The organism is Arthrobacter globiformis, assembly GCF_046536215.2.
Taxonomy (GTDB): Bacteria; Actinomycetota; Actinomycetes; order Actinomycetales; family Micrococcaceae; genus Arthrobacter; species Arthrobacter globiformis_E.
This window is the reverse complement of the sequence record NZ_CM143421.1, coordinates 4,092,412-4,114,260: the sequence shown is the minus strand read 5'-3', so window position 1 is coordinate 4,114,260 and position 21,849 is coordinate 4,092,412. Positions and strand designations below refer to the sequence as shown.

Here is a 21,849-nt window from a genome sequence, read left to right as displayed (position 1 = left end):
GCACTACAGCGGAGACGGAAGCCGTGGGTGTTTTCTGGCGGTGGTGGTCAGTGGCGGGAGCCGGCCTGATCACGGCAGCCGTCATGACCGGCGTCTACGGCGACCTCCCGGAAATGATCGGCGCCATGGTGATGGCGATTCACCCCGAACTGCGCTGGGAGACCGGCCCGGGCGCCCGTTCGCGGCACCGGTTCTGCGTCTCCGGCGGCGGGGATCCGCGGCTGCGGGTCCTGGCCGAGCGGTGGCGGAGGGCTGCTCCCCCGCCCACCGAGACCTGGGAATTCGCCGCTGCCAGGGAGCCCCAGCCGGACATGCTCACGGGAACCCTCGAAGGCCTGGGCGGGGAGATGGACCCCGGGCTGGCGCGGATTGCGGTGGACTGGGACGACCGAAGTGCCTTGGCAGAACTCACCGTTTTCCACCCGGCCTTCAAGGGCATGGGCACCAACGACTGCCGCCAGGCCGCCCGCCTGCTGGTGGACTGGCTCCTCGGCGAGGACGATGTCCAGCGGTGGGTCGGCGCCATCACCGTGACCCGGACCGATCCCCGCGACAGCCAGCCCGCCGGCGTCGTTCCCGAATTCTTCCAAGCGGTGGCAACCCGGAACCCGGAGCCGCGCTGGACGATGCGCGAGGCCAGGACTTCCTCGGGACACCGGGTGATCGTCTGCGCCCTGCGGCCGCTGCGATGGGTCGACCACCCGCTGCTGGACCTGCACACTGCCGTCCGGATCAGCTACCGGCGGACCGGGAACGACGGACTGCCGGACGACGGACTGCCGGACGGGGAGGCGCTGATGGGACTCCTCCACCTCGAAAAGGAGCTGGAGTCGGCAATTGGGCCGCGGGGCAGGGTGGTGGCTTCGGAAACGTCCAACGGGCTTCGCGTGCTGCATTACTACAGCGACTCTGAGGACCAGAACGGCCGGGACGGCTTCGACCGGTTTGCCCGGACCCGGAGCGACGTCGGGGTGGCCCACACCTATGATCCCGGGTGGGCGAGGGTGCGGAAATTCATCTAGGCCGCGTGAACCTGGGCCGTGTGGACCCGGCCGCGCGTGCCGTTCGGCTGCATGGTGCGAGCGGCAGCCGGATCCGGCGCGCTGGGGGGGAATGCATGCGGGTCCGGCTACCATGCCCGGCGTCGGAGAGGCGCTGTCCGCCGTCGGGACCCCTCGATTCTGGGCCCCCGGACTTGGGAAAAGCTGGTCCCCGGCACCGGACCGATACCTTCCTGTTGCCTTAGGCCACCAGTTTGGGGGGTTCGAAGTTTTTGCGTAGGCAAGCGCCAACTCCCACTTCTTTTTGGCCCGGGCGAGGACGATAATTAAGTCGACCACCGGGGCTGGGCCGGCGGCGGTGCCGCCTGCCTGAGACCAGGGCGGCCCCCCCAGCCGCCGCCGTCCCTTAAATCGTCGACAAGCCCGGAACCGCGTCCTATCGTGAGGGCATGAGCGATGTTCCCTCCGACGATGCCCCTGCTCCCGACAGCGACAAAAGCACACCGGATCTGTTGGCCGACGCGCTGTCCCCCGTCATTGCCCCCGAATCCACCGATGAGGAACGCCTCAAGGAGCCCACGGAGAATCAGTCGGCGAATGATACTGACGGGTCCGGCTGACCCGCCGCACAGCGCTCCGCAGTCATCGCAAACCGGCCCTGCCCCGCATGACCGGCCCCGCCCCGCAAACCGGCCCTGCCCCGCAAACCGGCCCCGCCCCGCATGACCGGCCCTGCCCCGCATGACCGGCCGGGGCCTGGCCGGTCGAGCGGTTACCGGCCGGTCATGACGTAACTCAGGCGTGCGTGGGTTCCTCGACCAGTGCCGTGGCGATGCTGTCCGCATCCTCCAGCGCGGCAAGGTACCGCTCGGCGTCGAGGGCGGCTGCGCACCCGGTGCCGGCGGCGGTGATCGCCTGGCGGTAGCGGTGGTCCACGGCGTCCCCGCAGGCGAACACTCCGCTCAGGTTGGTGCAGGTGGTGGGCGAATCCACCTTGATGTATCCCTCGCCGTCGAGCTCCACCTGCCCGGCCACCAGCTCGGTGCGCGGCACGTGCCCGATCGCCACGAAGAGCCCCGTGGCGGGCTGCTTCCGGGTTTCGCCCGTGCGGGTGTCGGTCAGGGTGACGCCGCTGACCTTGCCGTTGCCGTGGATCGCCGTGACGGCCGAGTTCCAGGCGAACGTGATCTTGGGGTTGTCCTTGGCCCGCTGCGCCATGATGCGGGAGGCACGCAGCTCGCCCTTGCGGACGACGACGGTCACGGTCTTTCCGAAGCGGGTCAGGAAGGTGGCCTCCTCCATCGCGGAATCACCGCCGCCCACCACGATGATGTCCTGGTCGCGGAAGAAGAACCCGTCGCAGGTGGCGCACCAGGAGACCCCGTGGCCGCTGAACTGCTTCTCCTCTGCGAGCCCAAGCTCCTTGTACGCCGATCCGGTGGCGAGGATGACCGCCGGGGCCTCATAGGTTTCGCCGGCGCCGGTGACCACCCGCTTCAGGTGGCCCTTGAGCTGAACGGAAGTGGCGTCGTCGAACACCACCTGCGCGCCGAACCGCTCCGCCTGCTGCTGCAGGCCGTCCATCAGCTCCGGCCCCTGGACGCCCTCCGGAAACCCGGGGAAATTCTCCACCTCGGTGGTGTTCATCAGGGCGCCGCCGGCCGTGACCGAGCCGGCCAGGACCAGCGGCTTCAGGCCGGCCCGGGCCGCATAGATCGCGGCGGTATAGCCGGAGGGGCCGGAGCCGATGATGATCAGCTGCTCGCCGGAGACCTTCGCGCTGCCGGTTTCATCCGTGCCGGCGTCCTCGGTACCGGCGTCCCCTGACTTGGCATTCTTGCTCACTGCTTGCTCCTTCTCCTCAGGCTTCTTTCCGGAAACTGTCACTGGGCGTCAACGGTTACTGGGCGTCGGCGTGCCGGGCGGGCAGCAGCTCGGTGACGAGGGCCTCGACGCGGGTCCGGATTTCGTCGCGGATCGGGCGGACCGACTCAATGCCGTGGCCCGCGGGGTCGGCCAGTTCCCAGTCTTCGTAGCGTTTGCCGGGGAACACCGGGCACTCGTCGCCGCAGCCCATGGTGATCACGACGTCGGCCTCCTGGACTGCGCCGGTGGTGAGTTCCTTGGGGACCTCGCCGGAAATATCAATGCCGACATCGGCCATGGCCTCGACGACGGACGGGCTCACCTCGTGCGACGGCCGGGTGCCGGCGGACCGCACCTCGATCGCTCCCCGGGACAGGCTGGCGAGGAACCCGGCAGCCATCTGGGACCGGCCGGCGTTGTGCACGCACACGAAGAGGACGGAGGGCTTCCTGGCGGGGTCGGCGGTCATGGCGGTCTCCTGAGGTTGGCGGTCGGAGCACGGAATCGCCGGGAAAACGGTGCCTGCCCACAGACCTGCGTACTCAAGTGCAACAAGTGCGGGCAGTTTCATCAAGAGGCTGGCTGCTTCTGCAGGACTCGCGGGTCTGGAGTTTTTGTCCATTTGTCGCGACTTCGAGGGCCTCCAACTCGCGACATCTGGACAAAAACTCATCCACCCGGAACCGAATCCCAAGGGCACTTCGCCTGACCAGGGATCAAACCGTGTCAGGCGGTGTGGGCATATCCTTCCCGGATCCAGGTGAGCAGTTCTGCGTCGATCTCTGAGGGGCTCTTCACGATGACTTCGTTGTGCCACCGGTTGGCCGAGACACGTTCGGCGCGGTGCACCCGCTCCGAATCGAGTTGTCTGGTCAGAACAATGTTGACGAGAATCCCGCCACGGCGGGGATGGATGCCAAGAAATGCCCGTCCCCGGGACACATGGAACGACGATGCGTTCTCCTGAATTTCACACCCGTCCAGGGTGGATATCTCGTTCAGCAGCGCACTGTAGACACCCGACGAGATCAGATCACCATCAATGCGTTCTCTTGCCGTGCGCGCCATTCAGCCAGCATACGGCAGGCAGATTCAGCCTCCCCTGTTCCTTCCGAGCACTCGTCAGCGCGGCGGGTTTCGTGGGACGATGCGGCATGGACAGCAGTTCGGCGGGCCACATCGTCCTGCTCGGAGACTCGATTTTCGACAACAAGGCCTACATCGACGGCGGGCCCGACGTCGTCCAACAGTTGCGCGGCAAGCTGCCGCCGGGTTGGATGGCAACGCTGCTGGCTGTCGACGGTGACGTGATCACCGGGGTTAACCACCAACTGCTTGGGCTTCCCGACGGCGCCACCCACCTGGTCATCAGCGCTGGCGGAAACGATGCGCTCGGTTTCGCCAAACTTCTCGAAGCACCCGCACGGTCCGTGGCGGAGGCGGTGGGCATGTTCGCCGACGCCCAGGAGCGGTTCGCCGCCGACTACGAACTCATGGCCGAGGCACTCGCAGCGACGGGGCTGCCCGCCGCGGTGTGCACCATCTACGACACGCCTTCCGCCGGGCCTTACTACCGGATCATCAGGACCGCCCTCACGGTTTTCAACGACTGCGTCACCAGGGCGGCGTTTACCCGCGGCCTCAGCGTGCTCGACCTCCGCATCATCTGCAACCACGACGGCGACTACGCGAACGCGCTCGAACCCTCCGTGCAGGGCGGGGCCAAAATCGCCGGAGCCATCGCCGCGCTGCTGGACCCGGGCCGCCCCGTGCCACGGTCAACGGTCATCGGCGGCAGCTGACCCCCCGAGGCAACCCAACCCACCCCCCGAGGCACGGAGTTTTTGTCCACTTGTCACGGCTTCGAGGGGGTTTAACTCGCGATATCTGGACGAAAACTCAAAGGGAGTTAGCGGAGAGGGGCAGTGGAGTTCCGGACCACCAGCTGCGGCGTGATGCACCTGTCCGCGGTGGGGGCGGCGGGATCGCTGAGCCGCTCCAATGCGACGGTTCCGGCAATTTTCCCGAGTTCCACAGCATGAAGGTCCACAGAGGTCAGGTCGATGCCGTGAAGCCGGGCAGTCCGCGAATCGTCGTAGCCCACCAGTGACAGGTCGCCGGGAATCGTCAGGCCCATCGCGTAGGCGGCCTCGCGAACACCCAGGGCGAACTGGTCGTTGTGGGTAAACACGGCCGTCGGACGGTCCGGGCCGCCCAGCAGCTCCCCCGCCACACGCTCGGCGGCCTCCTGCGTAAAATCATCGGCCGCCACGGTCTGCGGGTTTAGGCCGGCGGCCCGCATCAAGTGCTCGTAGGTTTCCCGGCGGACGGTGTGTCCGTCAATATGCGGCCCGGCCAGGTGCGCGATCCGCGTGTGCCCCAGCCCAAGGAGATGCTCGACGGCGGCCCGCGCGCCTGCGCGGTCGTCCGGGTACACGCTGTCCACGCCCTCCACCCGCCGCGTCACGCTGACCACCGGAACCAGCTGCGCCAGCTCCCTCACCCTGTCGTCGGGGTCCAGCAGCGTCGCGGCGATGATGATCCCCACCCGCGCCTCGATCAGCGAGTCGACGGCGCCCTGGTCCTCGCCGCCGATCGAGCGGGAGACGCTGAGGATGAGCCGGTTGCGCGCCTGCGGCAGCGCCAGCCGCACGCCGTTGAGGACATCCGAAAACACCTCGTTCCGGAGGTCCAGGAGATAAAGCCCGACGGCGGTCCGGGACTTGCTTGCCAGGGCGGCGGCCGCCGCATTGTGCCGGTACCCCAGACGCTTGGCGGCGTCGAAAATCGCCTGCCTGGTCTCATCGCTGACACCCGCAGTGCCTCGGAAAGCAAAGGACACCAGCGTCCGGGAAACGCCCACTTCCCGTGCAACGTCGGCCTGGGTGGCGGGCCGGTGCTGCCGCTGAAGTGTCATACCGCCATCCTCCCATCGGCGGGAAACACCGGAAAATTAAATCATTTGTAAGTTTGACCTTACATTTAAGCCTTTCGCGCGTTAGTCTTGGGTGTGACAGCGGGCACATGCCCCGCAAACTTGAGACAAGGGAGTCCTTATGTCTGCAACCCAAGCCCAGCGCGACGGCGCGCATACGCCCTCGCTTCCGCCGCTGACAAACGGCCCGCACCGCAAGCGCCTCGGCATGGTCGCCATGGTCGCAACCTTCGGCGGCCTGCTGTTCGGCTACGACACGGGTGTCATCAACGGGGCACTGCGGCCAATGACGGCCGACCTCGGCCTCACCCCGATCACCGAAGGCATCGTCACCAGCTCCCTGCTGTTCGGCGCAGCGGCCGGTGCCGTCGGCGGCGGCCGGCTCTCCGACACCTGGGGCCGCCGGAAGACGATCATCTTGCTCGCCATCCTGTTCCTCGTCGGCGCCCTGTCCTGCGTGTTTGCCCCGAACTTCGAGGTCATGGTGGTGGGCCGTGTCATCCTCGGCCTCGCCGTCGGCGGCGCCTCGTCAGTGGTCCCCGTGTACCTCGCCGAGCTCGCCCCCTACGAGATCCGAGGCTCCCTTGCGGGCCGCAACGAACTCATGATCGTCATCGGCCAGCTCGCCGCGTTCGTGGTCAACGCCATCATCGGCAACGTCTGGGGCGAATTCGGCGGCGTCTGGCGCATCATGCTCGCCGTCGCAGCCGTACCGGCTGTGGCCCTGTTCCTCGGCATGCTCCGGATGCCGGAATCGCCGCGCTGGCTCATCTCCCGGGGCCGGAATGGGGACGCACTGGCCGTGCTCAAGACCATCCGCTCAGCCGACCGCGCCGAAGCGGAGATGGCCGACGTCAAGCACCTCGCGGACGAGGAAAAGGAAATGAACCTCTCCGGCTGGGGCGCGCTGAGGAACAAGTGGATCCTGCGCATCCTGCTCGTCGGCATCGGACTGGGCGTGGCACAGCAGCTGACCGGCATCAACTCGATCATGTACTACGGCCAGTCCGTGCTGGTTGAAGCCGGCTTCGACTCCGGTGCCGCCCTTATTGCCAACATCGCCCCGGGCGTCATCGCCGTCGTCGGTGGTGTCATTGCCCTGAGCATGATGCAGCGTGTCAACCGCCGCACCACCCTGCTCCTCGGCTTCACGCTCACCACCATCTGCCACTTCCTGATCGGCATCGCGTCCATCGCACTGCCCGTTGGCAACCCGGCGCGGCCCTTCGTGATCCTCTTCCTGGTGGTTGCGTTTGTCGGCTCCATGCAGACGTTCCTCAACATCGCCGTCTGGGTGATGCTCTCGGAGATCTTCCCGCTGCACATCCGCGGCTTTGCCATCGGCGTCTCCATCTTCTGCCTCTGGATCGCCAACGCCTTCCTGGGCCTGTTCTTCCCCACGCTGGTGGCATCGGTCGGCATCACCGGAACGTTCTTCATGTTCGGAGTGGTGGGCATTCTGGCCCTGATCTTCATCTACACCCAGGTCCCCGAAACCCGCGGCCGCACCCTCGAAGCACTCGAGGAGGACGTCACCACCGGTGCCATCTACCTGGTCCACAAGACCCCGGCGGCGGCAGCCCACTAACAGCCCCCTCCCCGTCCGGCGCAGCAACGCCGGCGCAACGTCGCCCGGCCCAGCAACCGCCAGTCCCCGTCCGCCGGATTCATCCGAATCCGGTGGACGGGCTTCTGCGTTAAGGGGCGCCTATGGGCCGGCGGGCTGGAACAGCTCGACGACGTTGCCGGCTGGATCCTCCAGCAGGATCTGCTGGCCGCCCGGCCCCTTCACAATCTCGTTCCGGAACGGAACGCCCGCGGACCGCAGCCTGTCCACCTCGGCGGCGATGTCGCCGACGACGAGATGGATCCGGTTCCATCCGCCCGGTGCCGGGACCGCGCCGTCGGGCATTGGCCGGCCCGCCGAGCTGGCGGGTCCGCTCAGCAGCAAACGCAACTGGCCGCGCGCGACGTCGGCAAATGCCGGTGCCGCGTTCATTCTTACGGTGAAGCCGAGGTGCTTCGTGTAGAAGTCGACGGCGGCGTCAACGTCGTCCACCATGTACCGGACGCTGACAAAATCCTTGACGTTGACAAGCTCCTCAGGGTTATTGGACATTTCCTTCTCCTCTTTAGACGAAAAGCGGGTCAGACGTGCTGGTCCACGATGACCGGGTTGCCGTCGGGGTCCATCACGATGAAGCTGCCCGGCCCGGTGCCGTCACCGGCTTCAGCAACGAAGGGGACGCCCTGGTCCTTCAGCTGGCGTTGGAGGTCGCGCACGTCGGTGAAGGAATCGAGCTGCTGCGCATCCTGGTTCCAGCCCGGGTTGAAGGTCAGGGAGTTCTTGTCAAACATGCCCTGAAAGAGGCCGATCACCGTCTGCCCGTTCCGCAGGATCAGCCAGTTCTGGTCGATGTCGCCCCCGGACCGGGTGAATCCCAGCTTCTCGTAGAACGCTGCCGAGGCCGCGATGTCCTTGACGGCGAGGCTGAGTGAGAAAGCGCCGAGTTGCATGTGCTGCTCCAGTCTCCGGAAATCTCCGGGGCCATGAATGGTTCCGATGGTACTCGCGGGCCGTCCGATCCGTCCCAGACAGCACTCTTCCAGAACCCTCTGACAAAAACCGCACCCGGCACAAATTCATGGGCAGGGCCTCGGGCGGCCGCCGCGCGTTCGGCTGTGACGCCTGGTACCCCGTGTTCATCTGGATCCTGACGGCATACTCCGCGCTTGGCGTGCTGATGAACGGCATCTCCCGCAGCAAACCGGAACGGCTTGTCATGACCCCGGTGGCCCTCCTGCTGGCGCTGCTGTTTCTCTTCCTCTCCCTGGGGTAGTCCGCGGCCGCGGTGTGGGCGGCACAACACTTGCACCGCAGCCGGCCGGCAGCCTGAGCCAGTAGCGTGGATTGGTGCGTTTGTTCAGCTCCGAAGTACTCATCCAGGCCCGTGCCGCCATCGTGTGGGACGTCATCACCGACGGCGGAAACTTCGGCGTCTGGGAGTCGGGAATCGTCGAGGCGGATGGCGCCGTCCGGGCCGGGGACACCGTCCGCATCACGCCCTCCGGAGGCCGGCGGCCCGTGAAGCTGCGTGTCCGGCAAGTCAGCGGCAATGTCATGACCTGGCACCGCCGCCTGCCGTTCGGGCTGTGGAACAGGACCCGCACTTTCACCCTTACGCCCCAGGCTGGGAAGACCCGCCTGAGCGTCGTGGAAAAGCACCGGGGTATGCTGCTGCCCTTCTCGAAGCATGGCAGCAAAGACCTGTTCCTGGACAGGTTCACCGACGCCGTCAGGCGCCGCTCCGAGATACTGGACCGCGCCACTCCCGAAACCCGCGCGATGCAGAACCTGATGAAGGCCGCCGGCTAAACTCGCGGCAGCGCTAGAAGGCCTCCGCGTGCTCCAGTTCCGGCAGGACCACCAGCGGGTCTCCGGCAAAGTGCAGCCTGCGCGAGGACTGCCCGTCGAGCCAGGCGAAGACGACTGAGCCGTCAAGGGGCACGCTGCCGGAAATGCCGGCGCGGGCTGGGCGGGCCGGCTTCCGGATCCCTGTCTCCGCCCCCGGGGTCAGCATTCCCCACAGTGCCGGAAGGTCGGCGTCGTGATCGTTGCCAGCGTTCGCGTCCATGCATCAATGGAACCAGCTTGGGGTGAACAGCCTGTGAACGTGGCCTGTGCAACACGCCCTGTGATTTCGAGAGGGGCTGAGGGAGGGTGCTGCCGGGTCCGGCGCGCGAGGGGGAGTGCGTCCGGACCCGGCAGTCCTGAAGGTTCGGGGCGCGGATTCCGGTCCCTTCAGGAGGGTGCCACTATGGTCCGCTGACATGGGGAAATAGCTGGATCACCTTGGAATGATCCCCCGCGAAGCCCCCCGCTCTCCCGTGCGGTCCAATGGAACCCCAAAGTTCTTCCAAGGATGAAAGCCGAAACTTTAAGCAGGCCGGCGGCGGTGGCCCTTGGTCCACCCTCCGGGACCTGGCTGCCTAACCCAGTCCGCCGCCGGCCCCGCAACAGCCAGCCTGCCCGTTCCAGCGAAACCATTGTTTTCGACAGGCTCAACTAGCGCAGGCCAAACCACCTGGCCGGCGTCGCCATGATCGAACGGGACGCCATGGTCCAGTACGCCCAGGCGGTCACCGTCACCGCTCTGGCCCTGGTGGGGCAAACCCCGGTGGACCGGCTCGTGGCCCACCGGCTCGTCGGGCTCACTTTGCCGAAATGCCCCAACCGGTACTTCACGAACGCGCAGGAGGCACTCAACTGGCTTCGAACGCGCACGGAACGGGAAGCATAGATCCCGCGCCTGCTGTACGTTATGGCCATGGGTCACGCACCAACGGACACGCGCAGCCGGCTGACTGAGGTAAGTCTGGCCGTCGCGGAGTTCGCGCACGCTCACTGGTTTTTCGGCAACCTCTATGAGGCCGTGGTCAAAGTCCCCCACCGAGTTGCAGGCTCCGAGGACGGCCCAGGGCTGCGGAGGTCGCCGCTGGGTCCAGGCAGCCCCGGACGCTACTATGCGCCGCTCGCTCCCGCGACTTTTCCGGCCGTCGCCCTCGCGCTGGCCGCCGGATGGAACCGGCCGGGCAGCCGTCCGTGGCTGGTGACGGCTGCAGCCGCTTCGGCAACCGGCGGGGCAGTAACCGCCTACCTTCTCCGGTCGGTGAACCCTCCGCTCTTCTTCGGCCCCCAACCGCCCAGCGAGATGCGACGGAATCCGCTGCTGGCCAGATGGTACCGCGTCAACGCCCTCCGTCTCGCTGCCAGCGCGGTGGCCCTGGCGGCCATCGACCGCGCACGTCTGGCCGGCTTGCGGTCAGGCTGCGCCCCCGGGTTCTGACGGATCCTATGTACAAGAGACCCTACTGCAGGGTAGGTTCGATTACAGGACCCTGCGCTTTTTTACATGGGAAACCGCTCCGGGCGTTGTGCACCGCCTGAAGGTAATGCCGCTGCAGCCTCACGGCGGCCACCCCGCACCTGAGGAAAGAGCCTGCCATGGCCACCTCGCATTTCCAGCAATTCCTTTCCGACGCCACCTCCCCCGCTCCCGACACCGACAGCCCGCTGGGGCCCGACTGCCTCTACGGGCTGTACACGAGCTGGTGCCTGATCCAGGGACTGACGCCAAGAACCGACTCGTCCTTCCGGGCCGGCATGCGCCGGTGCCGGGTCAACCTCCGCGGCACCCGGCGGCGGATGAAGGGTCGCGCCGCAGCCGATTACATCCTGGCCAGCTATCCGATCGCCGGCTGACCATGTCACTCAGATCCCCCGACTTCCGCTCCGACGGCGCCGACGGCGCCGACCGCACCCGTGTTTTGCCGGTGAGGTGCACCAGCTGCGGCACCGACCGCTACCTGACCGTCAGGTCGGTGACGAATATTCCGGACTGCCCCACCGACGTCGTCCTGGTTGCCTACACCTGCGGCCGGTGCCGGCGTTTCAGCGAACATCCCGCCCAGGTTTCCGAGCTGTCCGGAGTCCTTGGCCGGCGCGAACAACGGGGGGATGTGCTGATCTTCGGCGGCCACTACATGCACTGCGGACAACCGATGGCCAAGGCCGGATCCGAGGTCCGCAGGCTGTCCGCGCCACTGTCCACGGAGACCGAGAACGATGACACGCTGGACGTCTACCTGTCCACCCGAGTCCTGAGATGTACGTGCGGTTTCCAGATGGAATTGCCCGAGTGACGGGAATCGTACAGTTGAAGGACAAACCTACGCACGGGTAACTTTGTGCGGGGCCCCATCCTATTCCCCCATGCGGATGGTCGTCCCCGGGAAGCCCCGCACCGCCTTCACAATGGTGCGGGGCTTTTTCGCGCCCTGGACATGCACTTCTTGAGGTTTCCGCCTTACACTATGCACACTTACTACAGGCCGGGGGGCATGTTGGGTTCACGGGGGCTTTGCCTGGTCATCGAGGATGATCAGGATATTCGCGATCTGCTCACTCTTCTTCTGACGCGGATCGGATTTGATGTCCATGCCGTGGGCAACGGAGTTGACGGCGTCGCCGCGGCGTGGGAGCACCACCCCGTCCTGATAACGGTGGACCTGAACCTTCCGGACCTGGACGGCCTTGAGGTGGCGCAGCACATCCGCGCCCGCTCCGACGCACCGATGCTGTTCATCACCGCCAGGGCAGAGCCCGACGACGAGATGGCCGGCATGGCGTCAGGGGCCGCCGCCTACCTGATCAAGCCGTTCCGTCCGCGGCAGCTCACGGAGACGGTCAACAAGCTTTGCCCCGTGGGTCCGCTGACGGCCCACGGACTTGAGTCGCGTGCCTAGCGCACTTTCGCCGGACGCAGCCGGTTCCCGCACGGGCCCACGGCACCCGGCCGGCCGCCGTCATACTTTCCTGTCCCCGCGTCCTATATCCGCAGGTGGCACTTCGGTTCCATAATGTCCCCATAAACTTTGGGGACCCTCGCGCCGGCGTTGGCCGGGAGGCGCGGCAGGGTCTCAGGTGGCCGCCTGGCTCTCGGCGAAACGGGCGGCGACGCGACCCGGGCACGGACGGCCAGTCCGTTCCCGGCACCGATCAGGGGGACCATCGCCATCAACCCAACAGCGCATTAACTCAACGAGGAGTGAACTGTCATGCTCAAGGACCTGGAACTCGCGGCTGTCCTTCCGGCGAAGGATATAGGCAGGGCCAAGGATTTTTACCGGGACAAGCTGGGACTGGAACCGGTGGAACCCGCAGACGACAACGTCATGTACGAATGCGGCAACGGCACCCGGTTCCTGGTGTACCAAACTGACAACGCGGGCTCCGCGAAGAACACCCAGATGGGCTGGGTAACGGACGACGTCGAGCGGGACGTTCAGGAATTGCGGAACCGCGGCGTTGTGTTCGAGGAATACGATTTTCCGGGGCTGAAGACCGAGAACGGGATTGCCACGGCCGACGGCGGCAAGGCCGCCTGGTTCCTGGACAGCGAAGGCAATATTTTGAGCCTCTTCGAACGCCCACAGTAGTTCAGGGCTGCGCCGCTTCAGGGCTGCACAGTTCCGGACTCGCGCAGCTCCGCCGCGGCTGGAATCGGAAAGGGGACGGAACCACGTTGTTCCGGCCCCTTTCCGTCTATTCCGCGGCCCCCTGTCGATGAGGTTGTCCCACCTACCCCGCGACGCTCCGGCCCCTCTGCGCCAGCCGGAGCAGAGGGCCCCCAATGGAGAGGATTGAAGAAACTATGAATTCATCAATTCCTCAATTACGAGTCTCGCCCAGCGGTGCCACCCCGTCAATAGCACGAACGCTTAGTGGGCAAATCGAAACCTTTCGCAACCTGCCGGCGCTCGCCCGGGCCAGCCCTTTCCGGAGCGGCTCCTTCCGGGCCGGCGGCAGGTCAGTCGGTTCCGCGCTCCGCGACCGCTTCGCTGGATACCTCCGCAAGCGTGAGGCTGCGCTCGCGCGCCTCTGTGAGGAGTCCGGCCAGGGCCTGCTCCGAGCTGCGGCCGGTCCGGGCACTGACGGACCGGACGGCGTCGGTTATCAGGGCGCGCCTGCCCAGGGATTCCTCCAGCACGGCGGCGGACTCCTCTGTCAGGATCGCCCCGCCCTCGGACGGCTCGCTGTCCGGCCCAATCCCGGCGCGGCCCGCCCCTGAGCCGTCGGATCCTGCACGGGCGGATCCTGCACGGGCTGCGCCAATGCCGGCCAGGCCGCCCGAATCGGCCGCCGCCCGGGCACTCAACACGGACTCCGCAGCGGAGAGCAGGTCTGCAACTTCAGGGAAAGCCAGCCAGTACTGCAGCCGGCCGTCGGCCCGGCGGCCAGTCACCAGGTGCTGGGCCCGCAGCAGGGCAAGCTGGCCGGCCAGATGCGAAGGCTTCAGGCCCGTCGCCGAACACAACTCCGCCACGGAAGCCGGTCCTGACGCCAGCACAGCCAGAACCCGGACCCTGGCGGGATGGGCGAGCACCTTGAACAGCTCGGCCTCACCAGCCGCGACCCGTACCCCGAGTCCTCCACGTTCCGTCACCATTGCCCCAATCCGACAGATACACACGTGTCCTTAACCGATTATCACCTCATAAAACCGTGGCCAGCGCAATGGACTTGGCATTTTCCGGACCAGGCATTTCGGCAGAAAATCGTTGCGATTCAAGGGCCGCTACCCCCTCGCGGCGTGCGCCCTGCACTGAAATAATTGTCTTAATCGTTTTCCACGCGGCAGTCTGCCACCGGGACGGCACTCTGCGCACTCAGGAGAGGAATAAAGGCGCGTGTCTGTCTCAGCAGCCACTCTTGCACGGCCCGGTGTACGCGTGCCCGGCCGGCCAGGTCCCCGCGGCCCATCCCGCTATCCCATAGTCAGGTCCTGATGCAGGCCAACCTGCCCCTCGCCGACGAGCTCGCGGCGCTCACCGCCCGGATCGCCGACCTTTTGCTGACGCGTGAAACAGTCGACGAGGCCGTGTCCGCGCTCGCCCAGGCCCTGAAGGAAGCCATCCCGGGGACCCTGGGTGCCGGCGTCAGCCTGATGGATACGCGCGGCCGGCGCACCAGCACGGCCTCCACTGATCCCGACATCCTGCGGGCAGACCAGCTCCAGTACGACCTTGGGCAGGGGCCGTGCCTGACCGCCTGGGCCCAGCAGGTAACCGTTACGGTCGATGACTGCCGCACCGACCACCGCTGGCCGGCCTGGAGCCGCGCCATCACCGATCTGCCCCTGCGCTCGGTGATCAGCACTCCGCTATCAACGCCCGACGGCGCCATCGGGGCCCTGAAGGTGTATTCCCCCCTTCCAAACGGCTTCGATTCCAAGGCCATCCGCCTGCTCGAACTGCTCGCCCGGCCCGCCGCACTCATGCTGGCCAACACCCAGGCCCGCGACACGGCGCAGCGCCTCAGCGACGGGCTCATCGGCGCACTTGGCGCCCGCGACGCCATCGGGACAGCCACCGGAATCGTCATGGAACGGCTCCACATCAACCGCGACCAGGCCCTCGCCACGCTCATCAGCGCCTCGCGGCGCAGGAATGAACCGCTGCACCAGCTTTCGCGCGACATCATCGACGGCGGAGAGGTGTAACCGGCCGTCACAAAACCGTCTTCAGGCGGTCCGCAACGGCCCGCGCATCAGGGGCCTGCCGCCGTCGGGAATTACCTCACGCCTGAGGTTGAGGGGCGGTTAGACCGGACCCGGCTACAGCATTTGCCGCCGCCGCGCAAGTTTGGCGCGCACGGCATTTCCAAGGAAAATAGCGAGTCAGCACACAAATTGCACGTCCCGCTTACTTCAGGAGACAGAGAACCATGACGAACAACATTGCCCCGGGTGCCGGCCTGATCGCCGCCCCGAACACCGCCATGGCCGCTCTGGATGAGCTGGACCTGACGCCGCAGGGACTCGCCGACGCACCGGCGAGCGAGCTGGACCCGGACACCCTCGTCCACCCCGGCCCGTAGGTCAGGTTCCGCAGAACGTCCGGTAGGGGCCAAAGCTTTCCGGCGCAGCCTCCGCGTAACGTTCGACGCCGGGACGCTCGTTATAGGGGTCGGTCACCGCTTCCAGCAATCGCCGGAGCGGGTCAAGGTCGCCGCCGGTCGCTGAGCTGAGTGCTTCCTCAACAAGGTGGTTGCGGGGCACGTACGCCGGGTTGACCCGGTCCATCAGGGCGGCGTCCGGGTTCAGGGCGCGCCAGCGCCCGGCCCAGGCAACGAGGCCGTCCGGCTCCGCGGCCGGATCCCCCGCCGGCTGCGCGTTGCCGCGGGCAACGGTTCCAAGCCGGCGGAAGAACGACGTGTAGTCGAGGCGCCCTGCCTTGAGCAGCGCGAGCAGCTCGTCAATCACGGGCGAAGCCGCGTCATCAGCGACGCTGCCGTCCAGCCCGAGCTTCGCCTTCATGCCGGCGAACCACGCGCCGCTGTACTGCTCGCGGAAAGCAGCCAGTGATTCCTGCGCCTGCTCCACCGCACGCTCTTCGTCGTCGTCGAACAGCGGCAGGAGCGCCTCCGCCAGGCGGGTCAGGTTCCACTCGGCGATGAGGGGCTGGTTGGCGTAGGCGTAGCGGCCGTTCTCGTCGATCGAACTGTAGACGGTGGCGGGGTCAAAGGCGTCCATGAAGGCGCACGGGCCGTAGTCGATGGTCTCCCCCGAGATGGCCATATTGTCCGTGTTCATGACGCCGTGAATGAAGCCCACCAGCATCCACCGGGCCACGAGCGAGGCCTGGGCGCTGATCACGGCATCGAAGAAGGCGAGATACGGCTTATCGGCCTCTGCTGTGTCCGGATAGTGGCGCGCGATGGCATGGTCCGCAAGGCGGCGCAGGAGCCCCTCGTCACCGGCGACCCGGGCATACTGGAAACTTCCCACCCGCAGATGGCTGCTCGCGACGCGCGTGAGCACCGCTCCGGGCAGCACCGTCTCCCGCTGGACGGAACGGTCGGTGGCTACGACGGCGAGTGACCGGGTGGTGGGGATGCCAAGGGCGTGCATCGCCTCGCTGACGATGTATTCGCGCAGCATCGGCCCCACGACGGCGAACCCGTCGCCGCCCCGGGCGAAGGGGGTGCGGCCCGAGCCTTTCAGGTGGATGTCGCGGAGGCGTCCTTCGACGTCGGAAACCTCACCGAGCAGCAGCGCACGGCCGTCCCCCAGCCTCGGCGCAAACCAGCCAAACTGGTGGCCGGAGTATGCCTGCGCAACGGGAGTGGCGCCGTCGGGCACCGCATTGCCGGTGAGCAGCGGCAGCCCTTCCGGGCTCGCCAGGAACTCCGGGTCCAGGCCCAGCTCGGCGGCCAGCGGCTCATTCAGGACGAGCAGCCTCGGGGCAGGGACCTCCTCCGCCTTCCAGGGGATGGCCATCTCGGCAAGCTCCGTGGCGAAGCGGCTTTCGAAGGTGACGGTTGATGCGGCTGGAGCGCTCATCTTTCAAGCATACGTTTCGGTCTGGACTCCGGGCCCTCCATCAGATCCTGCCGCCCCAAATTCAACGCTCTATCAGTGCGAGAGGGTTGCCTGTTTTCCTGCAGGTAGTGCGCGAGCGTTTGGGGATTTCCTGCAGGAAGTGAGAGGGGATCGGCGCCGGGCGGGTGTTATCCAACAAATTTTGAACCCATGCAGATTTCGAACCCATGTAGGAAGTCTACTTACTATTGGATGGTAATCATGCTTACTATTGCTGAGTGCTGGTTCATCAGCAGCAGCTAACCCTCAAAGGAAAGAGAGCAATGATGACCGAGAACCCATTTGGCACGGAAACCACGGGCCTGGGCACCGCCGGCTCGGGCACCACGGGCTACGGCACAACGGGAGCCGGCACCAACGGCTACGGCTCCACCGGCGCGGGCACGAATGAGTACCCGGGCACCACCGGCTACCAGGATGACAGTTCCTCGAAGAAGGACGTGGCGAAGGATGAGGCCGCGAACGTGGCCGGCCACGCTGCCGGGGCCGCCCAGAACGTGGCCGATACGGCCAAGACCGAGGCGAAGAACGTCGCGTACGAAGCCAAGAACAGCGCGCGGGATCTGCTGCACCAGGCGAAGTCGGACCTCACAGACCAGGCCGGGACCCAGCAGGCCAAGGCCGCCGAAGGCATCCGCAACGTCTCTTCGCAGCTGCGCACCATGGCCGACGCGCCGGACCAGCACGGCGTGGCCGCGGACCTCATCCGCCAGGCCGCCGACCGCTCCGAGTCGGTCGCATCCTGGCTGGACGCCCGGGACCCGGGCTCGCTCCTGAACGAGGTCAAGTCCTTCGCCCGCCAGCGTCCTGGGACCTTCCTGCTCCTCGCGGCAGGCGCCGGCCTCCTGGCCGGACGGCTGGGCCGCAGCCTGCAGGCCGGCGCTCCGGAAACCGGAACCGCGGCGGGCTACGGATCCACCGGAGGCACACCGCCCCAGTACCCCGTCCAGCCGCCGGTGACGGAAAGCAGCCTGACAGCGGCTCCGGCCGCTCCCCTGTACGACGCACCGCAGGCGACTCCGACCACCTACGCAGAGACCGTATACGGCGAACCCGCCCGGCCCGGCTTTGACGCACCGGGCTCGGCCGGCGTTCCGCTGCGCGACCCCGAGGACCCGTATACCGAGGGTGGAGGTCGTCCCCTGTGAGCAGCCAGATACCTGATACCCCGCAGACCGCCGCGCATGTGAAGGCCGACACCACTTCCCTCGGTGACCTCTTGGGCGAGGTCACCCGGGACCTGTCCACCCTGATCCGGCAGGAAATCGAACTCGCCAAAGCCGAACTCAAACAATCCGGCACCCGCGCCGGCAAAGGCGGCGGCATGCTCGCCGGCGCCGGCATCGCCGGGCACTTCGTCCTGCTCTTCCTCTCCATCGCCCTCTGGTACGCCCTGGGCGAACTGATGGGCCTGGGCTGGTCCGCCGTCGTCGTCGCCGTCATCTGGGGCATCATCGCCGCGATCCTGGCCTCCGTAGGCCGCAAGGAACTCAAATCCATCAAAGGCCTGCCCCAAACCGTCGAAACCGCCAAGGAAATCCCGCCCACCCTCAAACCGAACGGAGACCACCGATGAGTGAGAACCCGGACGCCATCCGCGCCGACATCGAAGCCACCCGCGCCCGCCTCGGCACCAACGTGGACGCGGTCGCCGACAAAGTCACCCCCTCCAACATCGTCCACCGCCAGACCAGCAAAGTCCGGGACGCCGTCTTCGGAGCCAAGGAGAAAGTCATGGGCACCCCCGACCACACCCACACCGGCAACCTCCACCACGCAGCCCACTCCACCACCAGCGGCATGCACCAGGCCACCGACGCCGCCGGCAACGCCCTCCACGACGCCGGCGAAAAAATCGCCGACGCACCCCACCAGGTCGCCGCCAAAACCCAGGGCAACCCCCTCGCCGCCGGCCTCATCGCCTTCGGCGCCGGGCTCCTCGTCTCCTCCCTCATCCCCCCGAGCGAGAAGGAACGCGAAGCCGCCGACGCCCTGAAAACCGCGGCAGAACCCGTCACCACCCAACTCACCGAAGCAGCCAAGGACATGGCCCAGGGCTGGAAGGAACCCGCCCAGGAAGCCATGGAAAACGTCAAGGCCACCGCCACCGACGCCGCCCAACACGTCAAAGAAGAAGGCCAAACCGCCGCCCAAGAAGTCAAAACAACCGCCACCGACGCCAAAGACCACGTCCAAAACACGTAGGTCCTGGCGCCGGGACTGGAACCCTGGGACCTGGGACCTGGAACGCTGAGACCTGGAACGCTGCATCCGCCAATCTCCGGATGCAGCGTTCCAGTGCGTCCGCGCCCGGGCCTGGACCCGCCCGTGGACCGGCATGGCCCCACTTCTCCGGCGCTGTATCTCGCGTGACCCAGAGGGAGTAGGCTCGAAATGAAGGCGAAGCGCCCATCAAACAGACGGGTTCCTGCGGGCCATGCCGCAGCGGGCCAGAGCGCCCGGGGTGCTGTCGTCCTTGCGAGCACAACGAGGCCGCGGGTGCGAGTCCGCGATCATGGCCGGACGTGGAGTCCGGTAGCAAACAGTGGATCGGAGGACCCGGCTCCCCGTAGATCGAGGCATGCGATGGCCGCCGTCGATGAGTCTGGCCAGCAGCCGGCGCCGGGGTCCACTCCCCCGCCGACGCTGGAGCAATTACAGGATTTGTTGCTGGAAAGCCCGGGGTTCGATGATTTCCTCCTCGAGCTTGCAGTATTCTCTGCTTCCCAGTTCGCCGCGCCGGAACCGATGATGTGCGCGATCTCCGTCGAACGGGACGGAAGGACCATTACCGTGGCCAGCAGCAGCGAAAGCGCCAGGCGGATGGATGAGAAGCAGTACGGGTTCGACGACGGGCCATGCCTGACCGCTCTGCGTGAAGGCCGCACGGTGCTGGTGGAGAATCTCAGAACCTCCGACAGATGGCGCCGGTACTCGGATGCGGTCACTGACGACGTCGTGGCCTCTGTCCTCGCCGTGCCCATTGACGCCGGGCCGGACGCGGCCGCCGCGCTCAACTGCTACGCCCGGAGCATCGCCGCTTTTGACGCCGCCACCATTACCGCGGCCGAAAACTACGCCTCGTCCCTGTCCCGCGTTCTCCGCCTTGCGCTGCGCGTCCACCGCCTGGCGGTCCTCCCCGAAGGCCTGCACGGCGCCCTGCAGTCCAGGGCTGTCATTGACGCAGCCCTCAGCCTGGTCATGGCCCAGACCCGCGGCAGCCGCGAGGAGGCGGCCGCGGTTCTCCACAGAATGGCGCAGTCCAACAAACAACAGCTGAAGCAGATAGCAACGGACATCCTCAGCGGTGCACAGCTTCCCAAGCAGGCATACCGTGACGACACGACGCCGGAGTGAGCGGGCCAGCGGCTTAGGAGCCCGTGACTATGATGGAGAGCACCTGCCGGACGTACCGCCCAGAGGGATGTTCCCGACCCCGATGAGATGTGAGGCCACCCCGTGACGCGGAAGCACCCAATGGCAGCGGAACTGCCTGAGATCTTCGCTTGGGTGTCGGGCCTGCTCCTCACGGAGCCGGTGGTTGACCGGGCGGTGGCCAGCCTCGCCCAGGCCGCACACGAAAGCCTGGCCGGAAGCGTCGGTGCCGGCGGCACGCTCATCGACGCCCAGGGCCGGCCCACCAGCACCGCCTCCACCAACAGCCTCGTCCAGGAAGCCGACCGGCTGCAGTACGACCTCGGCGAAGGTCCTTGCCTCACGGCCTGGGCCAGCGCCCAGCCGGTCCTTGTAGACGATGTCCGCAACGAACAGCGCTGGCCGGCATGGAGCCAGGCGAGCGCCGGCATGGGCATGCTGTCCTGCATCAGCGTCCCCCTCCTGGTGCCGGACCTGGACGGGCACAACAGGCCCGAGGCCATCGGCGCCCTCAAGGTCTATGCGGACCGGCCCGGGGCCTTCGACGAGCACAGCGAGCAGGTCCTGGCCCTCCTTGCCGGCCCCGCCGCGCTCATCCTCTCCAACCTGCAGGCACGGGAACGTGCGGCCCACCTCAGCGATGTCCTCAAAGACGCCCTGCACAGCAGGAGCCTGATCGACATGGCCAAAGGCGTGCTCATGGAGCGGCTGCGGGTGGGCGAGCGGGAGGCGCTGCAGGCCATGATCAGCCGCGCCCGGACAGAGGAGATCCTCCTGAGCGCGGTGGCGCAGCGGATACTCGAACCCACCGCGGAATCCGACGCCGGACACAATGAGCGCTGACCAGGACGGAGAGGCGCAAAGAAACCGGACCGCCCGGGCCTTCCGGCAGGCCCAGCTCGATATGGACAAGCTCTGGATGCACTACTTCAGCATCGGCGGTGACGCCGGAGCCATGGAGATCGAGGCCTACCTTCACGGCTCCTACATGCTGCGTCCCATCCAGCGGGACCTGCTCGACCACGCCATCTACGAACTGGGCAATTCGTTCGGGGAGTGACGCCTTCGTACGTGACCCGGCCATCCGCCGTCGGACGCGGAACTGAACGTCCGCACAAAAGCGGGCGGCGCCCCGCCGTCGGACTCTGCCTTCGGACCGTTCGCCCAGCTCAGCGGGCGCGCCACCTTGACGGCGCCCCCGGCACGGACTAAACAATAAGTAACCTTAGTAATTGTTGACGTCCCGCAGGAGGTTTCCCGTGAGTGATGAACGTGAAGACGCCTAGGGCCGTCAGGGGCCTGCGGCTGGGGATCCTCGCCCTGCTCGCGGTTTCCGGTTGCGTGCTTTCCGGGTGCGCCGCCGCCGACGGAACGCAGGCCGCGGAAGCAGCCGAAGCGTTCCACCGGGACGTGGCCAGGTCCAACATGACGGCGGCCTGCTCCATGCTGCAGTCCGAGACGCGGGAGGAGACGGCGCGGTCCAGTGACGCCGGGACCTGCGAAAGCCAGCTGGAGAAGGCGAAAATCCCGGATGCGGGAAAGCTGCTGAGCACTGAGCAGTTCGGCCGCGAGGCCTTCGTCGAATTCGAGCACGACACCGTCTTCCTGGCCGCCTCCAACGCCGGGTGGCGGGTCACGGGCGCAGGCTGCACCCCCAAAGGGGAAGAAATGCCCTACACCTGCGAAGTAGGAGGCAAATAGAATGCGCTGGAGCTTTGCCCTGTATCTC

30 protein-coding genes are annotated in these 21,849 nt (G+C 66.7%); 21 read left to right on the top strand and 9 right to left on the bottom strand.

Translation table 11 applies throughout. The features are described 5' to 3' along the window. Positions 1-23 precede the first annotated feature (23 nt). Together R5O87_RS18615 and R5O87_RS18610 are read left to right on the top strand one after the other, a co-directional pair. Positions 24-1,022, top strand: coding sequence for a hypothetical protein (locus tag R5O87_RS18615; protein WP_410555950.1), 999 nt, complete (start codon positions 24-26; stop codon positions 1,020-1,022). 428 nt (positions 1,023-1,450) lie between these two features. After that, positions 1,451-1,621, top strand: coding sequence for a hypothetical protein (locus tag R5O87_RS18610; RefSeq protein WP_410555951.1), 171 nt, complete (start codon positions 1,451-1,453; stop codon positions 1,619-1,621). Positions 1,622-1,796: 175 nt separating this feature from the next. Here the strand turns inward: R5O87_RS18610 and trxB are convergent, their stop codons facing one another. The 3 genes from trxB to R5O87_RS18595 all read right to left on the bottom strand — a co-directional run bounded on the left by trxB (position 1,797) and on the right by R5O87_RS18595 (position 3,935). Then, positions 1,797-2,759 carry a thioredoxin-disulfide reductase gene (trxB, locus tag R5O87_RS18605; protein WP_410556065.1) on the bottom strand — a complete coding sequence of 321 codons (963 nt, stop codon included), beginning with the start codon at positions 2,757-2,759 and terminating at the stop codon, positions 1,797-1,799. Between the two features lie 142 nt (positions 2,760-2,901). Next, a complete protein-coding gene (locus tag R5O87_RS18600; protein ID WP_410555952.1) occupies positions 2,902-3,336 on the bottom strand; it encodes an arsenate reductase ArsC in 435 nt (144 codons plus the stop codon). A 257-nt stretch (positions 3,337-3,593) separates the two neighbouring features. Beyond that, the gene (locus R5O87_RS18595) at positions 3,594-3,935 is read right to left on the bottom strand and encodes a DUF5655 domain-containing protein (RefSeq protein ID WP_410555953.1); all 342 of its coding nucleotides are present in this window, start codon (positions 3,933-3,935) and stop codon (positions 3,594-3,596) included. Positions 3,936-4,021: 86 nt separating this feature from the next. Here R5O87_RS18595 and R5O87_RS18590 point away from each other — a divergent pair, with 86 nt between their 5' ends. Beyond that, positions 4,022-4,669, top strand: coding sequence for an SGNH/GDSL hydrolase family protein (locus R5O87_RS18590; protein WP_410555954.1), 648 nt, complete (start codon positions 4,022-4,024; stop codon positions 4,667-4,669). Positions 4,670-4,776: 107 nt separating this feature from the next. Here R5O87_RS18590 and R5O87_RS18585 read toward each other — a convergent pair whose 3' ends face one another. Further along, positions 4,777-5,784 carry a LacI family DNA-binding transcriptional regulator gene (locus R5O87_RS18585; RefSeq protein ID WP_410555955.1) on the bottom strand — a complete coding sequence of 336 codons (1,008 nt, stop codon included), beginning with the start codon at positions 5,782-5,784 and terminating at the stop codon, positions 4,777-4,779. Between the two features lie 139 nt (positions 5,785-5,923). Here R5O87_RS18585 and R5O87_RS18580 point away from each other — a divergent pair, with 139 nt between their 5' ends. Continuing rightward, the gene (locus R5O87_RS18580) at positions 5,924-7,390 is read left to right on the top strand and encodes a sugar porter family MFS transporter (protein WP_410555956.1); all 1,467 of its coding nucleotides are present in this window, start codon (positions 5,924-5,926) and stop codon (positions 7,388-7,390) included. A 120-nt stretch (positions 7,391-7,510) separates the two neighbouring features. On the opposite strand, the gene R5O87_RS18575 is transcribed toward R5O87_RS18580, so the two are convergent. Together R5O87_RS18575 and R5O87_RS18570 are read right to left on the bottom strand one after the other, a co-directional pair. Next, positions 7,511-7,921 carry a VOC family protein gene (locus R5O87_RS18575; protein WP_410555957.1) on the bottom strand — a complete coding sequence of 137 codons (411 nt, stop codon included), beginning with the start codon at positions 7,919-7,921 and terminating at the stop codon, positions 7,511-7,513. A gap of 29 nt (positions 7,922-7,950) precedes the next feature. Beyond that, positions 7,951-8,319: a VOC family protein gene (locus R5O87_RS18570; RefSeq protein ID WP_410555958.1), complete on the bottom strand. Its 369-nt coding sequence runs from the start codon at positions 8,317-8,319 to the stop codon at positions 7,951-7,953. Positions 8,320-8,447: 128 nt separating this feature from the next. Here R5O87_RS18570 and R5O87_RS18565 point away from each other — a divergent pair, with 128 nt between their 5' ends. Then, positions 8,448-8,642 (top strand): hypothetical protein, encoded by a 195-nt coding sequence (locus R5O87_RS18565; RefSeq protein ID WP_410555959.1) that lies wholly within the window; start codon positions 8,448-8,450, stop codon positions 8,640-8,642. 74 nt (positions 8,643-8,716) lie between these two features. After that, positions 8,717-9,178, top strand: a complete 462-nt coding sequence (locus R5O87_RS18560) for an SRPBCC family protein (protein ID WP_410555961.1) — start codon at positions 8,717-8,719, stop codon at positions 9,176-9,178. Positions 9,179-9,191: 13 nt separating this feature from the next. On the opposite strand, the gene R5O87_RS18555 is transcribed toward R5O87_RS18560, so the two are convergent. After that, the gene (locus R5O87_RS18555) at positions 9,192-9,437 is read right to left on the bottom strand and encodes a hypothetical protein (RefSeq protein WP_410555962.1); all 246 of its coding nucleotides are present in this window, start codon (positions 9,435-9,437) and stop codon (positions 9,192-9,194) included. A gap of 465 nt (positions 9,438-9,902) precedes the next feature. Between R5O87_RS18555 and R5O87_RS18550 the strand changes: the two genes are divergently transcribed. The 6 genes from R5O87_RS18550 (at position 9,903) to R5O87_RS18525 (ending at position 12,801) form a co-directional block, all read left to right on the top strand. Then, the gene (locus R5O87_RS18550) at positions 9,903-10,103 is read left to right on the top strand and encodes a DUF7793 family protein (protein WP_410555963.1); all 201 of its coding nucleotides are present in this window, start codon (positions 9,903-9,905) and stop codon (positions 10,101-10,103) included. 27 nt (positions 10,104-10,130) lie between these two features. Further along, complete coding sequence (locus tag R5O87_RS18545; RefSeq protein ID WP_410555964.1) at positions 10,131-10,649, top strand: hypothetical protein; 519 nt, start codon at positions 10,131-10,133, stop codon at positions 10,647-10,649. 158 nt (positions 10,650-10,807) lie between these two features. Further along, positions 10,808-11,065 (top strand): hypothetical protein, encoded by a 258-nt coding sequence (locus R5O87_RS18540; protein ID WP_410555966.1) that lies wholly within the window; start codon positions 10,808-10,810, stop codon positions 11,063-11,065. Positions 11,066-11,067: 2 nt separating this feature from the next. Continuing rightward, complete coding sequence (locus tag R5O87_RS18535; RefSeq protein ID WP_410555968.1) at positions 11,068-11,505, top strand: hypothetical protein; 438 nt, start codon at positions 11,068-11,070, stop codon at positions 11,503-11,505. A 198-nt stretch (positions 11,506-11,703) separates the two neighbouring features. Continuing rightward, positions 11,704-12,108, top strand: coding sequence for a response regulator transcription factor (locus R5O87_RS18530; RefSeq protein WP_410555969.1), 405 nt, complete (start codon positions 11,704-11,706; stop codon positions 12,106-12,108). A gap of 312 nt (positions 12,109-12,420) precedes the next feature. After that, a complete protein-coding gene (locus R5O87_RS18525) occupies positions 12,421-12,801 on the top strand; it encodes a VOC family protein (RefSeq protein ID WP_410555970.1) in 381 nt (126 codons plus the stop codon). A 371-nt stretch (positions 12,802-13,172) separates the two neighbouring features. On the opposite strand, the gene R5O87_RS18520 is transcribed toward R5O87_RS18525, so the two are convergent. Further along, a complete protein-coding gene (locus tag R5O87_RS18520; RefSeq protein ID WP_410555971.1) occupies positions 13,173-13,811 on the bottom strand; it encodes an ArsR/SmtB family transcription factor in 639 nt (212 codons plus the stop codon). A 339-nt stretch (positions 13,812-14,150) separates the two neighbouring features. Between R5O87_RS18520 and R5O87_RS18515 the strand changes: the two genes are divergently transcribed. Together R5O87_RS18515 and R5O87_RS18510 are read left to right on the top strand one after the other, a co-directional pair. Then, positions 14,151-14,864, top strand: coding sequence for a GAF and ANTAR domain-containing protein (locus R5O87_RS18515; RefSeq protein ID WP_410555972.1), 714 nt, complete (start codon positions 14,151-14,153; stop codon positions 14,862-14,864). 224 nt (positions 14,865-15,088) lie between these two features. Continuing rightward, entirely contained in the window at positions 15,089-15,241 is a 153-nt protein-coding gene (locus R5O87_RS18510; protein WP_410555973.1) for a hypothetical protein, read from the top strand. 1 nt (position 15,242) lies between these two features. On the opposite strand, the gene R5O87_RS18505 is transcribed toward R5O87_RS18510, so the two are convergent. Next, positions 15,243-16,706, bottom strand: a complete 1,464-nt coding sequence (locus tag R5O87_RS18505) for a protein adenylyltransferase SelO (protein ID WP_410555974.1) — start codon at positions 16,704-16,706, stop codon at positions 15,243-15,245. A gap of 302 nt (positions 16,707-17,008) precedes the next feature. Between R5O87_RS18505 and R5O87_RS18500 the strand changes: the two genes are divergently transcribed. The 7 genes from R5O87_RS18500 (at position 17,009) to R5O87_RS18470 (ending at position 21,821) form a co-directional block, all read left to right on the top strand. Further along, positions 17,009-17,893 (top strand): hypothetical protein, encoded by an 885-nt coding sequence (locus tag R5O87_RS18500; RefSeq protein WP_462836334.1) that lies wholly within the window; start codon positions 17,009-17,011, stop codon positions 17,891-17,893. Then, positions 17,890-18,321, top strand: coding sequence for a phage holin family protein (locus R5O87_RS18495; protein WP_410555977.1), 432 nt, complete (start codon positions 17,890-17,892; stop codon positions 18,319-18,321). Before R5O87_RS18500 ends, R5O87_RS18495 begins: the two co-directional genes overlap by 4 nt. Next, entirely contained in the window at positions 18,318-18,950 is a 633-nt protein-coding gene (locus tag R5O87_RS18490; RefSeq protein WP_410555978.1) for a DUF3618 domain-containing protein, read from the top strand. Before R5O87_RS18495 ends, R5O87_RS18490 begins: the two co-directional genes overlap by 4 nt. 462 nt (positions 18,951-19,412) lie before the next feature. Next, complete coding sequence (locus tag R5O87_RS18485) at positions 19,413-20,102, top strand: GAF and ANTAR domain-containing protein (RefSeq protein ID WP_410555980.1); 690 nt, start codon at positions 19,413-19,415, stop codon at positions 20,100-20,102. Between the two features lie 120 nt (positions 20,103-20,222). Further along, positions 20,223-20,963: a GAF and ANTAR domain-containing protein gene (locus R5O87_RS18480; protein ID WP_410555981.1), complete on the top strand. Its 741-nt coding sequence runs from the start codon at positions 20,223-20,225 to the stop codon at positions 20,961-20,963. After that, positions 20,953-21,180 carry a hypothetical protein gene (locus R5O87_RS18475; RefSeq protein WP_410555982.1) on the top strand — a complete coding sequence of 76 codons (228 nt, stop codon included), beginning with the start codon at positions 20,953-20,955 and terminating at the stop codon, positions 21,178-21,180. Before R5O87_RS18480 ends, R5O87_RS18475 begins: the two co-directional genes overlap by 11 nt. 212 nt (positions 21,181-21,392) lie before the next feature. Beyond that, a complete protein-coding gene (locus tag R5O87_RS18470; RefSeq protein ID WP_410555983.1) occupies positions 21,393-21,821 on the top strand; it encodes a hypothetical protein in 429 nt (142 codons plus the stop codon). The last annotated feature ends 28 nt before the right edge of the window (positions 21,822-21,849 follow it).